At 62.1% G+C, this 14,967-nt stretch carries 11 protein-coding genes; 7 read left to right on the forward strand and 4 right to left on the reverse strand.

Going from position 1 to position 14,967, the window contains the following annotated elements; genetic code table 11:
• The 3 genes from gltX to VFI82_11885 form a co-directional block, all read left to right on the forward strand.
• A partial coding sequence (gene gltX / locus VFI82_11875) for a glutamate--tRNA ligase (protein ID HET7185376.1) occupies positions 1 to 1,461 on the forward strand: 1,461 nt, incomplete at its 5' end.
• A 177-nt stretch (positions 1,462 to 1,638) separates the two neighbouring features.
• Positions 1,639 to 3,357: a glutamine--tRNA ligase/YqeY domain fusion protein gene (locus VFI82_11880; protein ID HET7185377.1), complete on the forward strand. Its 1,719-nt coding sequence runs from the start codon at positions 1,639 to 1,641 to the stop codon at positions 3,355 to 3,357.
• 224 nt (positions 3,358 to 3,581) lie between these two features.
• Entirely contained in the window at positions 3,582 to 6,965 is a 3,384-nt protein-coding gene (locus tag VFI82_11885) for a diguanylate cyclase (protein ID HET7185378.1), read from the forward strand.
• A gap of 29 nt (positions 6,966 to 6,994) precedes the next feature.
• Here VFI82_11885 and ispF read toward each other — a convergent pair whose 3' ends face one another.
• The 3 genes from ispF to VFI82_11900 form a co-directional block, all read right to left on the reverse strand.
• Positions 6,995 to 7,570, reverse strand: coding sequence for a 2-C-methyl-D-erythritol 2,4-cyclodiphosphate synthase (gene ispF / locus VFI82_11890; protein HET7185379.1), 576 nt, complete (start codon positions 7,568 to 7,570; stop codon positions 6,995 to 6,997).
• Between the two features lie 81 nt (positions 7,571 to 7,651).
• On the reverse strand, positions 7,652 to 8,380 hold the full coding sequence (gene ispD / locus VFI82_11895) for a 2-C-methyl-D-erythritol 4-phosphate cytidylyltransferase (GenBank protein ID HET7185380.1): 729 nt from the start codon (positions 8,378 to 8,380) through the stop codon (positions 7,652 to 7,654).
• 168 nt (positions 8,381 to 8,548) lie between these two features.
• Positions 8,549 to 9,667 carry a PIN domain-containing protein gene (locus VFI82_11900; GenBank protein HET7185381.1) on the reverse strand — a complete coding sequence of 373 codons (1,119 nt, stop codon included), beginning with the start codon at positions 9,665 to 9,667 and terminating at the stop codon, positions 8,549 to 8,551.
• 252 nt (positions 9,668 to 9,919) lie between these two features.
• Here VFI82_11900 and VFI82_11905 point away from each other — a divergent pair, with 252 nt between their 5' ends.
• The 4 genes from VFI82_11905 (at position 9,920) to VFI82_11920 (ending at position 13,643) form a co-directional block, all read left to right on the forward strand.
• A complete protein-coding gene (locus VFI82_11905) occupies positions 9,920 to 10,603 on the forward strand; it encodes a zinc ribbon domain-containing protein (protein ID HET7185382.1) in 684 nt (227 codons plus the stop codon).
• Positions 10,604 to 10,736: 133 nt separating this feature from the next.
• Entirely contained in the window at positions 10,737 to 11,294 is a 558-nt protein-coding gene (gene pyrR, locus VFI82_11910; protein HET7185383.1) for a bifunctional pyr operon transcriptional regulator/uracil phosphoribosyltransferase PyrR, read from the forward strand.
• A 95-nt stretch (positions 11,295 to 11,389) separates the two neighbouring features.
• Positions 11,390 to 12,238, forward strand: coding sequence for an aspartate carbamoyltransferase catalytic subunit (locus VFI82_11915; protein ID HET7185384.1), 849 nt, complete (start codon positions 11,390 to 11,392; stop codon positions 12,236 to 12,238).
• Positions 12,239 to 12,272: 34 nt separating this feature from the next.
• The gene (locus VFI82_11920) at positions 12,273 to 13,643 is read left to right on the forward strand and encodes a dihydroorotase (GenBank protein HET7185385.1); all 1,371 of its coding nucleotides are present in this window, start codon (positions 12,273 to 12,275) and stop codon (positions 13,641 to 13,643) included.
• Positions 13,644 to 13,685: 42 nt separating this feature from the next.
• Here VFI82_11920 and queA read toward each other — a convergent pair whose 3' ends face one another.
• Positions 13,686 to 14,825, reverse strand: a complete 1,140-nt coding sequence (queA, locus tag VFI82_11925) for a tRNA preQ1(34) S-adenosylmethionine ribosyltransferase-isomerase QueA (protein ID HET7185386.1) — start codon at positions 14,823 to 14,825, stop codon at positions 13,686 to 13,688.
• Positions 14,826 to 14,967: the final 142 nt, after the last annotated feature.

A 14,967-nucleotide genomic window follows, 5' to 3' on the forward strand; every position in this document is an offset into this window, starting at 1 on the left:
ATGCTCCGCGTTCGCTTCGCGCCGTCGCCCACCGGCTTTCTGCACGTCGGCAGCGCGCGCACTTTCATCTTCAACTGGCTTTATGCCCGCCATAACCAGGGCACCATGATCCTCCGCGTGGACGACACCGACGTGGAGCGCAACACGGAAGCGTCGCTCACCTCGATCTTCGAAGGCCTGACCTGGCTTGGCCTTGGCTGGGACGAGCAATATCGCCAGTCCGAACGACTCGCGCTGCATAAGCAGGTGGCGGAAGCCATTTTTCAGAAGGGCCTCGCCTACCGCGATTTTACCCCGGCGCACGCCGGCGACAGCCCCAAGCCGAGCGAGCAGGGGGCGTGGCTCTTCAACCCCGGCGCGCGCGAACTCTCACGCCAAGAAAGCGACGGCCGCGCCGCCGCCGGCGAGCCCTTCGCGCTGCGTTTCCGCGTGCCGCGCGACTCCGAGCGCATCGTTCGCTTCGACGACGCGGTTTACGGCGAGCAGGCAAAGTCCACCGCCGACATCGAGGATTTTGCCCTCCTGCGTTCCGACGGCATGCCGACCTATCACATGGCGTCGTGCGCCGATGATGCCGACCTGCGCATCAGCCACATCATCCGCGGCCAGGACCACCTCACCAATACCTTCAAACACGTGCTGATCTTTGAAGCCGCCGGCGCCGCGCCGCCGCAGTTCGCGCACCTGCCGCTGCTGGTCGCGCCCGACGGCACCAAGCTCTCCAAGCGCAAACACGGGCCCGTGGTGAGCGTCACTACCTATCGTGACGCCGGATTTCTGCCCGAGGCGTTCGTCAACTTCCTGTGCCTGCTCGGCTGGTCGCCCAAGAATGACCGCGAGTTCCTGACACGCCAGGAACTGGTTGGCCTGTTCTCATTGGAGGGCATCAACCGCGCCAACGCGGTGGTGAATTTTAAAGAGCCCGCCGCGACGCCGGAGGAGACCTTCGATCCCAAGGCGCTCTGGCTCAACGCCGAGCACATCCGTGCCCTACCCATCGAAGACCTATGCACGCGCTTGCTGACGGTTGTGCGCGAAGCCGGCTTCAGCGTCTCCCTTGAAGAGATGGCCAAGATTACGCCCCTGGTACGCGAGCGCATCAAGCTGCTGAAAGACGCGCTCGGGGTCGCCGATTTCTTCTTCGTGGAGCAGCTTCCGCCCTACGACCCCAATGAACTTGTCCCGCAGAAGGGCGACAAGGAGATGGCGCTCAGGGCGCTGCAGAAGGCGCGAGAGGTGCTGGGCAATATTCCAGCCGGCGAGTTCCGGCACGACCCGCTCGACGCTGCCCTCCGCGCCGCCGCCCAGGAGCTGAAGCTGAAAGCCGGGCAGATGTTCCAGCCTATCCGGGTTGCCGTCTGCGGCCGCAAGAATGCCCCGCCGCTGTTTGAAACCCTGGAAGTGCTGGGGAAAGAGAAAACACTGGCGCGAATCGAGCAGGCGATCGAGAAACTCAAGTAGGGGCAGCCGTCCGCGGCGTAACTTTCAGTTGGACGAGGTACCTCAGCGGCTAAAACCGGCTCATCTTGCTGCTGTTAATTCGCAGGCCTGAAGGCCTGCGCCACCCCAGCCCCGGATCGCGCACCGATTCGCGAAATCCACTAAAATGATGGATTCGGCATAGATTCTTAGTCAATCATGGCAACTCACCCTAAGCCTGGTGTCAACGCGCCCGATCCCGCGCCCGCCGCGTCGAATTTTCTGCGCGAGCGGATTGTCGAAGACCTGCGCACCAAGAAATTCGGCGACGCGGTCGTGCAGACGCGCTTTCCTCCCGAACCCAATGGCTACCTGCATATCGGGCACGCCAAGGCCATCTGCATCGACTTCGGTCTGGCTGACGAGTTCGGCGGGCGCACCAACCTGCGCTTCGACGACACCAATCCCGAAAAGGAAGAGCAGGAGTATGTGGATTCCATTCAAGAGGACGTGCGCTGGCTCGGCTTTGAGTGGGACGGCCTCTACTATGCCTCCGACTACTTTGACCAGCTCTACGAATGGGCCGTCAAGCTGATCCAAGACGGCAAGGCCTACGTTGAGGATCTCTCCGCCGACGAGATCCGCGAATACCGCGGCACCCTGACTGAGCCCGGCCGCGAAAGCCCTTATCGCAATCGAAGCGTTGACGAGAATCTCGACCTCTTCACGCGCATGAAGAATGGCGAGTTCCCCAATGGCGCGAAATGCCTGCGCGCCAAAATTGACATGGCGTCACCGAACATGAACCTGCGCGACCCGGTGATGTACCGCATCCTGCACTCATCGCATCACCGCACCGGCGACAAGTGGTGCATCTACCCGATGTACGACTACGCCCATGGGCAGTCCGACTCCATCGAAAAAGTCACGCACTCCATGTGCACACTGGAGTTTGCCGACCATCAGCCACTCTACCGCTGGTACATCGAGAACCTCGGCATCTTCCCGTCGCAGCAGATCGAGTTCGACCGCCTGAACCTGACTTACACGCTCCTCAGCAAGCGCAGGCTGCTGCAGTTGGTCAATGAAGGGTACGTAAGCGGCTGGAACGATCCCCGCATGCCCACCATCTCCGGCATCCGGCGCCGCGGCTATACGCCTGAGGCGATCCGCAACTTTGTGTGGTCGGTCGGCGTGTCGCGCACCAACGGCATCGTCGATCTGGCCATGTTGGAGCACTTCGTCCGCGAAGACCTGAATAAACGCGCCCCGCGCGCCATGGCCGTGCTGCGCCCGCTCAAGGTCGTGATTGATAACTACCCCGAAGGGCAGAGCGAAGAGCTCGACGCGGTCAACAACCCCGAGGACCCCGGCGCGGGCACGCGCAAGGTGCCCTTTTCGCGCGAGATCTACATTGAGCAGGACGACTTCCGCGAGGTGCCGCCGCCCAAGTACTTTCGCCTCTCTCCCGGACGCGAGGTCCGGCTGCGCTACGCATATCTGATCACCTGCACCGGGGTGGTGAAAAATGCGCAGGGTGAGGCGGTTGAAGTCCACTGCACTTACGATCCGGCCACGCGCGGCGGCAACACGCCTGACGGCCGCAAAGTGAAGTCCACCATTCACTGGGTGTCCGCTTCGCACGCTGTCGAGAGCGAAGTTCGTCTCTACGAGACGCTCTTCAACAAGGAAGATCCCAGCCAGGTCGAACCGGGCAAAGATTTCACTTCCAACATCAACCCCAACTCGCTGGAGGTCGTCAGCAGCGCCAAGCTGGAGCCGTCTCTGTCGGGCAGCGCTCCCGGCAGCCGCTACCAGTTCGAGCGGCTCGGCTACTTTTGCGTCGATCCGGACTCTACGCCGGGCAAGCCGGTCTTCAACCGCACCGTCGCCCTGAAGGACACTTGGGCCAAGATCGAGAAGCGCTCTTCGGGCTAGCCCATTTGCGCTTTTGCAAGTGACCTAAGTTACCTGTGCTTATGCATTTACCTCATTGACCGGCCCGGTCAAACCTCATATATTTGCGCCACCTTTAGCCGGCAAGGCGATTGGACCAGGTCGGAGCCGAAGGTGCGCCCCGCCTGGTTCGATCCACAGGATTGAACCTTGCCTGCTGGGCGCGTGAAACCGCCCAGCGATTCGAACGAGCAGCAGAGCGCGCCATGGACAACGTATTCATCGGGATTGTCATTGTCCCGGGCATCTTTGCCCTGCTGTTTTTCTTTGTCTTCAGCTATCTCTACGGGCAGGCCCGGGAACGTTATTTCCGCGCTTGGCAGTATGCCTGGGGCGCCTATTGCCTGCAGTACGCGGTGCTGGCCTGGACTTTTTTCGGTCACGAGAGTGTGTACGCCTACCTGGCTTCGAAGCTGCTGTTCTGCGGCGTAGCTTTTGCCATCTACATTTCTACTCGCCTGGTGCAGGAGGACGACCGTCTCCACTGGTCCGACGCACTGTTTGCCGCCGGCGCCATCCTGCTCATCGTTCACGACGTGCTCGCGCATTTCGACAACGGTCACTTTCAGGCCGCCGCGCGACCGCACCTGGAACTGGAAGCTGGCCTTGCCTTCGTGCTGGCGTTCAGCGCCGTCCGCTTTTACCGGCTGGGATCGCAGCGTGACGCGCTAGGGCTGCGACTGCTGGCGGCGTCGCTGTTGCTGTGGGTGCCGCTGCTGGTGGTGCGCCAGTTCCAGACTTTCTTCGAAGGCTACTTCGGCCGCGCCGGTCATTTCCTCGGCACCATGCCGCAGATGCTGGTCGGCGTCGCCATGATCATTGTGCTGTTCGAGCACGAACGCCGCCTGGTGCAGGAGAACGCGCTGGTCTTCTCGACACTCGACGTGGACAACACATCGTTGCTCAGTCCGGCGGAAGCTTCGCCGGCGATGCTAAAAGTGTTGGACCGCCTGATGCGGTTGTGCCACAGCGATCGCGCCGCGATGTATATCTCCGAGCGCTGGCGGACGGTGCTGCCGTCGGTCGCTCAAGGCTTCGATCCGCAATTCATGGCTGCCTTGGAGAACGACGGCACCGGCGAATATCTCAGCGACGTGGCCTTTCGGCGCGGCGGTCTTGCTACCTTTCGCGACATCGCAAAAATGAGTGAGCCGCTTCCGGCCGGCTCTCCCCGACGTTTCGAGCGCTGCCAGGAGTTGCTGCAAGGTTACGGAGTGCAGAGCGCCAGCGCCGTCAGCTTGCAGACCCGCAACCATAACTTCGGCGTCGTCGTGATTCCCCATCAATCGCGCAAGATGCTGGGCACCTCGCTGGTGCGGCTGTTGCTCGGCGTGACCATGCAGATCGGGCTGACCCTGGAAAATTACGTGGTCATGAACGACGCCAAGCGGCGTACCCGCGAGTACGAACTGCTCACCCAGATGGGCCAGGTCATCAGTTCACGTCTCGATCCCGACGAGGTTCTCCGCTCCATCCACAAGGAACTGGGTCTCCTTTTCGACACCGAGACCTTCTACGTCGCATTCCTCGACGGGGACGAAGTGCGTTTCGACTTCGAGTGTGTCAAGGGAGAGATTCGCCCCAAGCGCTCGCGCAAAGTCGGCAATGCCCTGCCCGACTCCGTAATCCGCAGTGGCCAGCCTTTGTTGGTCCGCTCTGACATGGAAACGGTTCGCGCTCGCCTCGGGCTCACCTTTGTGCCCGACATCCCGGCAAAAAGTTGTTGCGCGGTCCCCATCTTCACCAACAACCGCTCGGTTGGGATGATGGCGGCAGTGAACTTTGAGCGCGAGTTCGTTTACGAGCAGCGCGACCTCGAACTGCTCCAGACCGCGGCCGGCCAGGTCGCCGTCGCCATGGAGAACGCGCGCTTGTTCAAGGAAGAGCAGCGCCGCTCACGGTATCTCGACTTTCTGAACACTGTCTCCAAAACTGCCATTTCCAGCGAGGACGCCGAACAGATGCTGGCCGAGATGGCAGGCGAGATCCATAAGAACTTCGATTTCGAGCATATCGGCATTGGCATGCTCGATTATGTGACCAAGGAGATCGAGATTAAGGTGGAGGCGGGATCCACCGCGTCCTGCGCCGGCCGCCGCATCCCGCTGGGCGCCGGCATCATCGGCCGTTGCGCGCGCAGCAGCGAGATGATTCTCATCCAGGACGGAGACGCCAAGCACGCCGGCATCCTGCCCGACGCACGCTCTATTCTTTGTCTGCCGCTGACCTACGGCGAGAGCCTGCTCGGCATTCTGAATATCGAGGCACACCGCCCGAAGGCCTTTGCTGACCAGGAAGTGCTGATCCTCCGAACCCTCGCCGACCTGCTGGCCACTGCGCTGCATAATGCGTTCGTGTTCCAGAAACTGCAGCAGCAATCGATCACCGACAGCCTCACGGGCATCAAGACGCGCCGCTTCTTCCTAGAGAACCTGCAGACGGAGTGGAAACGCGCCTCGCGTTCCGGACGCCCCTTCTCGGTGGTGCTGGTTGACCTCGATAAGTTCAAGGAGGTGAACGACACCAGCGGCCACCTGGAAGGCGACCTCGTGCTCGCGAGAGTGGGCCGCTTGCTGGAGCAGAAGTCGCGACAGTCCAACGTCGTCGCCCGCTACGGCGGCGATGAATTCGTTATCCTCATGCCGGAAACCGGCGTCGAGCAGGCCCAGATTCTTTCCGAGCGCCTGCGCCTGTGGCTTGCAACGGATCCCATGCTGATGGAGCGCAACATTACCGGCAGCTTCGGCGTTGCCAGCTTCCCGCTACACGGCGCCTCCGCCGAGGAAGTGCTGCGCGTGGCCGACGCCGGCATGTATGTCTCCAAGCGCGGAGGCGGAAACTGTGTTTCGATCGCCGAGGAATTTCTCGGCGCCGGCAGCGCCGTGGCGCAACGGCAACTGCTCACCGCTTACATCGAAGGCTTTTTACAACGCGAGCACAGCGGGCCGGAGTCGGTCCAGGAACTGACCGCCACGCTGAAAAAGATGTGCGCTGCGGCTGAAAGCCGCGAATCGCTGATGGACGCGCTGTTTGCCCTCAGCCGGGCTTCGGAAGGACGCGAAGTGCACGCCTCCGGTCTCGGCGAGGCCTGCGCGCGCGAGGTCGAAGCCTTGGGACGCGAACTCGGCATGAGAGAGGACGAACTGATGGACGTCGTCTATGCCGCCCGCGTCCACGATCTCGGCAAACTCATCTTGCCGGAAAAGATTCTCTGCAAGCCCGGCCCGCTCACCGAGGACGAGTTCTACCTGGTGAAGATGCACTCGCAGGTCGGCGCAGAAATCCTCTCCAGCATCCCAGACAGCGACCGCCTGCGGGAGATCGTCAAGCACCATCATGAGCGCTTCGACGGAACCGGTTATCCCGACGGATTGCGCGGGGAAGAAATTCCTCTCGGATCGCGCATGTTGTCGGTAGTCGATGGTTATCTGACCATGATGACCGATCGGCCTTTCGCGCCTCGCTTGTCGCATCCGGAAGCCATGGCGGAACTGGAACGCTGCAGCGGCACCCAGTTCGACGGCATGCTGGTGCGGCTCTTCCTGTCACAGTTGCGGGGGAAGAGGAAATCGGTCGCCAGCAGCCAATAGCTGCCTTGGCAGGGCGCAGTGCAGCAGAATTATTTCTTCTTCCGCTGCGTGGACGCGCTTTCCACCAGCTCTTCCGCCACCGAATCCACTACCGGCTGCGGCACTGCCTCCATCGCTTCGGCGTGGCGGCGGCGTTTTCCAGGCTCCTTCGTAAGCAGCACGATGACGTGCGCGATGGCCGCGTTCTCCGTGCCCATGCCCTCCGGCGTCTTGGCTTTCACCCCGACCGAGTCGGAAGCAATGCCCAACAGTTCCGCAACCCGGCGTTGGATCAACGCCGCGTGCGGCCCAATCTTCGGCTCCTGCAGGATCAGCGTCGAATCCACGTTGGCGATCGAGTAGCCCGCCCGCCGCACGTGTTCGAGCGCCGTCTGCAGGAACACGCTGGAGTCGGCGCCCTTCCATCGCGCATCGGAGGGCGGGAAGTAGGTGCCGATGTCGCCGGCTGCGATCGCCCCCAGTAACGCGTCGGTGAGCGCGTGCAGCAACACATCACCGTCGGAGTGTCCCGCCAATCCCTTGGGGTGAGCGATGTTCACTCCGCCGATCCGCAGCGGGATGCCGTTCTTGAATTCGTGCGAATCCCAACCGTATCCAATACGCATGGCTAAGAAGAAACAACCGCGGATTTCCGCTGATTCGCGCGGATTTTTTTCTTTCGTTCTCTAATCCGCGAAGATCTGCGGTTAAGCCTTTGTTTTTTCCTGTTCGATGAAGAACTCCGCCAGTTCCAGGTCCGCCGGCGTGGTGATCTTGATATTTCGCGGCGACCCCATCACCACCACCACGTCGTGCCCGGACCGCTCCACCAGCGACGCCTCATCCGTCCCGGTGAATCCATCCGCGGCAGCTTCCTTGAAAGCTTGCTTGAGCACTTCGTAACGGAAGCCCTGCGGGGTCTGCGCCATCACGATCTGCGCCCGCGGAATGGTCGCCCGGACCACCGCACCTTCGGGCGTCCGTTCCACCTGCTTAATTGTGTCCACCGCGGGAACGCCGGCGATCGCTGCCCCGTGTCGCGCCGCCGCATCGATGACGTTGAAAATGATTTCTTCATCCACGAATGGGCGCACCGCGTCGTGCACGAGGATGATGTCGTCGGCCTTGGCCTGCACGGCGGCCAGCGCGTTCGCTACCGACTCCTGCCGATGCTCGCCGCCCTCGACCACGCGCACCGGTTTGCCCAGCCTCTCTTGTGCCAGCCGACCCTCGAAAACGGCGGCTTCCGGTTGTCGTAACGCCAGGTAGATTTCCCGCACCTGTGGTGCACCCGCGAACTTACGAAGGGTGTGGATCAGGATCGGTACACCGTCTAACTCCGTGAACTGCTTCGACGCAGCCGGTATCACGCGCGCTCCGGCCGCGGCCATGCGCGTACCCAGCCCTGCTGCCGGAATGATGACAATCACGCTCATAGGGGCTTGCAGTATAAGCTCTTGGCTTTCGCCTGTCAGCCCGGAGACTTTTTCTTGCTCGCGCAAACAAAAAGCCCGGCCACGGAGGCCGGGACCGCACTACAAATACCTGTTTCTGACCGCGAGAAGAAATGCTCTTGGTCCACACCCGCGGGAACAGGGAACTCTTTACCCTTCCAGCGGCCTCTCGGCTGCAACCGGCGCGGACTGGGTTCCGCTGGAAGGCTGCGGTGGGCCTGCGGGCTGAGGATGGCCCGGACGCGCGTTGACCGCTGCGCGCGGCGGCTCGGTTCTTGCTGCCGCCCGCTCGTCGAACTTGCCAAAGATCATCTTTCCCGCCGTGGTTTGCAGGACCGAGGTCACGGCGATGTCCACCGTCTTGCCGATCATCTTGCGCGCGTTGTCCACCACGACCATGGTCCCGTCGTCCAGGTACGCGACCCCCTGGTTGTATTCCTTGCCTTCCTTGAGGATGAAGACGCGCATGCCCTCGCCGGGCAGCACGATCGGCTTCAACGAATTGGCCAGTTCGTTGATGTTCAGTACTTCCACGCCCTGCAACTGCGCCACCTTGTTCAGGTTGAAGTCGTTGGTCACGATCTTCCCTTCCATCAGCTTGGCCAGTTCGATCAGCTTCATGTCCACTTCTCGAACCGCGGGAAAATCGTCTTCCACGATCTGTACTTGCAGAGTGGCGATCTTCTGGATGCGCTGCAGGATATCCAGCCCGCGCCGCCCCCGGTTTCGCTTCAGGGAATCGGCGCTGTCGGCCACCAGTTGCAGCTCGCGCAGCACGAATTGGGGGATCACCAGCACACCGTCGAGAAACCCGGTTTCGGCGATGTCGGCGATCCGGCCATCGATGATGACGCTCGTATCCAAGATCTTGTAGCTTCTCTTGCCCTGCTTTTCGCCGCCGAAGATCCCTCCCAAGGCCGACAGGTTCAGCAGGTCGCCCTTGTTGGCGCCAACAATCAGCCCTACGTATGCCATCAACAGAATGACGATTAATTGCAGAAAGCTCTGCGTCGCCCCGGGATGAATGGAATTGCGGATGACCAGGCTGAACAGGTAGGCGCCAAAGATTCCGAGAACGCTCCCAATGGCTGCGCCGATCAAGCGTTTCAGGCTGATTTGCCGCAGCCGCATCTCGAACAGCACGATGGCGAGACCGATGGCGGCGCCCACTGCCGCATCCATCACCGGCGATAGATTGAAGGGCCGCAGGAAGTAACTGACGGCGGCCACAACGATCACAAAAATTATGCGTATGAAGGCAATATCCAAGGGAACCTCCCCTAGCCGAATTACTATCGGCGGATATGCGGTCACGAATTCACCGGCTCGGGGCTTCCGGCAAACCCGGATAACACTATGAATGTCAGCATTTATATCACCAGAGTAGCTGCCTTGCACGTCACAATTGGCGTACCGCGACGATTCAGGCCCCGCTCCGATGCCCATTTTGACGTCCCCGCCCGCCCACTTAGACCCCTTCCTTGCCACCAGCCAAACCACCTGCTAGGTTGAACGGAAGCCATGGAACATCTTTGTCATCAGTGCGGGGCGGCGGTCGAAGATGGCACGGCCTTTTGCAAGCATTGCGGCGCTCCCCAGATTCGCATTGCCGGCGAAGAACCTTCCACCGAACCGCTGCCGCCCGGCACCCCGGATGACGTGCAACCGCCCGCGGAACCGGTACCCTTGGGCGCTGTGGCGCCGACTGGACCTCAAAGCCTGGATTGGTCACAAGCCGTGCCGTCGGCTGCCGCGGCTGGACTCTTTCTGGCTGTCTCGGCGGTCATCCCGACACTGGGGTTTCTTTTCTGGCTGGTTGCCGGCGGGACCCTCGGCGTCCTGATCTATCGCCGCCGGGCCAGTCACCCGGCGCTCACGGCCGGCCTCGGTGCCCGGATCGGCGCGGTCACCGGGCTCTTTGGCTTCGTTATCTTCGCCGTCATTGTTGGACTGGAGCTGCTGGCCACCCGGGGCAGTGGACATTTCCGCGAACTGCTCCAGCAGGTGGTCCAACAGGCCGCTGCCCGCAATGGCGACCCCCGGGCTCAGCAAGCCATTCAGACCTTGATGACCCCCGCCGGTCTTGCCCTTCTCTTCACCGTCGTTCTCGTGTTCCTCCTGGTTGCCTTCCTTGCCCTCTCCAGCATCGGCGGCGCACTCGGCGCCTGGCTGCTCGGCAAGGGTTCCGGCGATGCCGAGAGGTGAAGTTGAATGCACCCTTGCGGCGCTGCGCGAAGAGCTGGCCGCTAAGAACTAGAAGCCAATCATCCCAAGGAATTGCTAATTGCCAACTGCAATTGGCTTCTTTATGATTCCCCGCGCCATGAGTTCCACTCCCATGTCCACGCCAAAGCTGCGCCTGAAGGCCCAATTGATGTCCGCATCCGAGATCGAGCGCACCCTGGTGCGGCTGGCCCACGAAATCATCGAAAAAAATAACGGCATCAAGGACCTTGCACTGGTCGGGATCAAGCGTCGCGGCGTTCCCATCGCGCAACGGCTCGGCAGGATCATTCAGCGAATTGAAGGCACCACGGTCCCGGTGGGCATTTTGGACATCTCGCTCTACCGCGATGACCTGTCGACCGTTGGACCCAAGCCGGTGGTCCAGAAAGCGGATATCGGCTGTCCGGTCACCGATATGAACATCGTCCTCTGCGACGACGTCCTGTACACCGGGCGCACCACGCGCGCCGCGCTCGATGCCCTGGTCGACCACGGCCGGCCCAGCCGCGTGCAGCTTCTGGTGCTCATCGACCGCGGCCATCGCGAGTTGCCGATTGAAGCCGGCTTTGTCGGACGCACCGTGCAGACCACGCGCAACGAGATTATCGAGGTCAAGCTCCAGGAAACCGACGGCATGGAGAAAGTTCTGCTGGTGGAGAAGGAAACCTGACTGCCCACGCCGAAGCGCCGGGGCAGCGTCGCAAGCTCGCGCACGCGTCGCTGCTCGGTATCGAACAGCTCGAGACCGACGACATCGTCGCCATCCTGCGGCTCGCCAAACGCTTTCAACGCGCCCGTCCGCGCCCCCTGTTCAAGGAAAAACGCGTAGCCCTGCTCTTCTACGAGTCTTCCACCCGCACCCGCATTTCCTTCGAATTCGCCGCCAAGGTCCTGGGCGCCACCACCACCATCGTCCACGCCACTGCCTCCAGCGTCGAAAAAGGCGAATCGCTCATCGACACCGGGCTCACCATCCGCGCCCTCGGCGCGCAAGTCATCATCATCCGCCATCCCTCCTCGGGCGCGCCCCACGTCCTGGCGCGCCACGTGGACGTGCCGGTCATCAATGCCGGCGATGGCATGCACGAACACCCTTCGCAGGCGCTGCTCGATGCTTACACCATTTTGCAGCATAAGAGAATGCTGCGCGGCTTGCGCGTGGCCATCATCGGCGACATCTATCACAGCCGCGTCGCGCGCTCCGAGGTCCACCTGCTCGGCCGTTTCGGAGCCCGGGTGATGCTATGCGGTCCGCCCGAACTCGCGCCCGATTCCGCCGCCAGCCTCGCTCCCGGGATTCAGGTGACGCGTAATATCGGCGAAGCCATGCGCGGCGCCGACGTGGTCATGGTCCTGCGCATCCAGAAGGAGCGCCTCGCGGGCAAGCAAATCAGCTTGGATCAATACATCTCGCAATTTCAGGTCACTCCGGAGCGGTTGGGCCTGGCCAAACGCGACGCCATCCTGATGCACCCGGGTCCCATCATTCGCGGCATGGAATTGTCCGGGGAACTGGCCGACACGCCGCAGTCGGTGGTGCTGGAACAGGTCGCGAACGGTGTCCCGGTACGCATGGCGATCCTGGCCCGCGCGCTGGAAATCAAGGTTCCTTAGCTGGCGAAACTTGAAACGTGAAACCTGGTAGTTGATGGCCAAGAAACATAAACCCGCGCGCCGCGCAGCGCCTCGCCGCGAGCCCAGCCGTCCAACCCGCCGTGACGAGAATCCTTCGCCCAACTCTCTGCTCATCCGCGGCGGGCACGTCATCGATCCGGCCGCCAACATCGATGCCGAAGTCGATCTCCTTCTTCGCGACGGTCGCATTGCCGAGGTCGCGCCTCGTTCCAAGCTGATCGGACGCGCTGCGGAAACCCTCGATGCGCGCGGACTCATCGTGGCGCCCGGCTTCATCGATCTCCACGTCCACCTGCGTGAACCCGGCCAATCGCACAAGGAAACCATAGCCACCGGCACCGCGGCCGCGGCGGCGGGCGGATTCACCTCCCTTTGCGCCATGCCCAACACCTCGCCGGTGAACGACTCGGTCGAAATCACCACGTGGATGCAGCAGGCCGCTCGCGGCGCCGTGGTGAACGTCTTTCCCATCGCCGCCGCCACCAGCGGCAGCAACGGCGAACAGCTCACGGACTTTTTCGCTCTGCAGCGCGCCGGCGCCGTCGCCTTCACCGACGACGGACGCCCCATCCTCGATGAGCGCCTCATGCGCGAAGCGCTCAACCTGGGCGCGCGTCTGAGAATACCTGTCATTCAGCACGCCGAGGACACGCGCCTGACCGCTGGTGCAACCATGAACGAGGGGCCCACCGCGTTCCGTCTCGGCCTGCGCGGCATGACAGCCGAGGCTGAATCCAAGATCGTCGAGCGCGACATCGAACTGGCGCGCGCCACCCAGGGCCACCTGCACGTCGCGCATCTCTCGACCGCCGCCGCGCTCAAGGCGGTGCGGCGCGGAAAGCGCGACCGCATTCGGGTCACTTGCGAGGTAACGCCCCACCACTTCACACTGCTCGACGAAAACATCGGCGACTACGATGCCAACTTCAAGATGAACCCGCCGCTGCGCTCCACCGCCGATCGGGAAGCGCTTCTCGCCGCCCTGGTGGATGGCGCCATTGACGCCATTGCCACCGACCATGCGCCGCATGCCGCCCACGAAAAGCAGGTCGAGTTCGACCGTGCTCCCTTCGGCATTATCGGTTTGGAAACTGCGCTTGCCCTTGCGATCACCCGCCTGCAGCGCGAAAAAAATCTGCCGCTTCGCCGCATCGTCGAACTGCTTTCCACCAATCCGGCGCGCATCATGAACCTGCGCGGCCGCGGGTCACTCGCCCCCGGCTCCCACGCCGACGTCGTAATCTTCGACGCCAAGAAACGCTGGACCTACAACGCCTCCAACTCGCGCTCCAAGTCCCGCAATACTCCCTTCGACGGCTGGACCTTCACCGGCAAGGTGATGGCAACCATCGTGAGCGGGAATTTCGTGTACAGAAGTGAATAACTCTTGGACTAGCCTCCAACCGTTTTGGCCCGGGTCTCAGACTTATTCCACCAACATACAATCCCCGTACGAATAGAACCTGTACTTCCCCTCTACAGCGTGGCGGTATGCGTCCAGCACGACCTCCCTTCCCGCAAAGGCGCTCACCAGCATCAGCAGCGTCGATTTCGGCAGATGAAAGTTCGTCAGCATCGCCCCCACCACGAGAAACTTGAAACCCGGATAAATGAAAATATCGGCCTCACCGTTTCCCGGCTCGATCCGCTGAAGCCCGCGTCCTGACTCCTGGCTCCTGGCAGCCGCGTACTCCAGCGTCCTCACCGTGGTTGTTCCCACCGCCACCACTCTCCTGCCCTGCTTCAATGCCGCGTTGATCGCGCTCGCGGCCTTCTCCGAGATGCTGTACCACTCCCGGTGCAGCTGGTGCTGCTCCACCCTGTCCACGTGCACCGGCTGAAAGGTGCCTAACCCGACGTGGAGCGTGATCTCCGCCGTCTCAATTCCCCGCGCCTTCATCTGCTCCAGGATCTCCGGCGTGAAGTGCAGCCCCGCGGTCGGCGCCGCCACCGATCCGCGATTGCGCGCATAGATCGTCTGATATCGGTCCCGGTCCCCGCGCTCATCCGGCCGCGCAATGTAGGGTGGAAGCGGAACGTGCCCGATTTTCTCAATCACGCTGAAGAAATCCTCGATCGGCTCAAACCGCAATGTCCGCTCACCGAACTCCCCGCGCCCAACCACTTCCGCCCGGAGTTCGTCATGGTCGCCAAAGAAAAGCTTCTCCCCGACTCCGATTTTCCGGCCGGGCCTCACCAGCGCATTCCACACCAGAGGGCTGTCGGCCATCGACGGTTGACCGTCGACCGTCGACCTGGCCGGCCCCGTCAGCAGCGCCTCCACCCTCCCGCGCAGGAATTCCTTCGCTGCCCGGTTGTGGCTGCCTACCGCATGCGCCCTCGACCCGCTCCTCCTGCCATATAACCTCGCCGGAAACACGCGCGTGTCGTTGAACACCACCAGGTCGTCCGCCCGCAGGAGGTTGGGAAATTCGCGGAACTGCCGGTCCTCAACCATGCCGCACTCGCGTACCAGGTGCAGCATCCGCGAGGCCGCCCTGTCCGCCAGAGGCGCCTGCGCAATCAGCTCTTCCGGTAGGAGGTAATCGAACTCTGAGACCAGCACGTTCGCATTATAGAAAGCGCCTGGGCACTTCTGATCTCCCGATCAGATCGCCTGCTCTGCCGACGGTGTGTTTGCCGCCATCGCGTCCTTGGGTTACTATTCCCGGGCTTCGAAAAGCGGTTTATTTACTACATTTGTAGTG

It is taken from the genome of Terriglobales bacterium, from assembly GCA_035691485.1.
In the GTDB taxonomy this organism is placed as follows: Bacteria; Acidobacteriota; Terriglobia; order Terriglobales; family Acidobacteriaceae; genus JAIQGF01.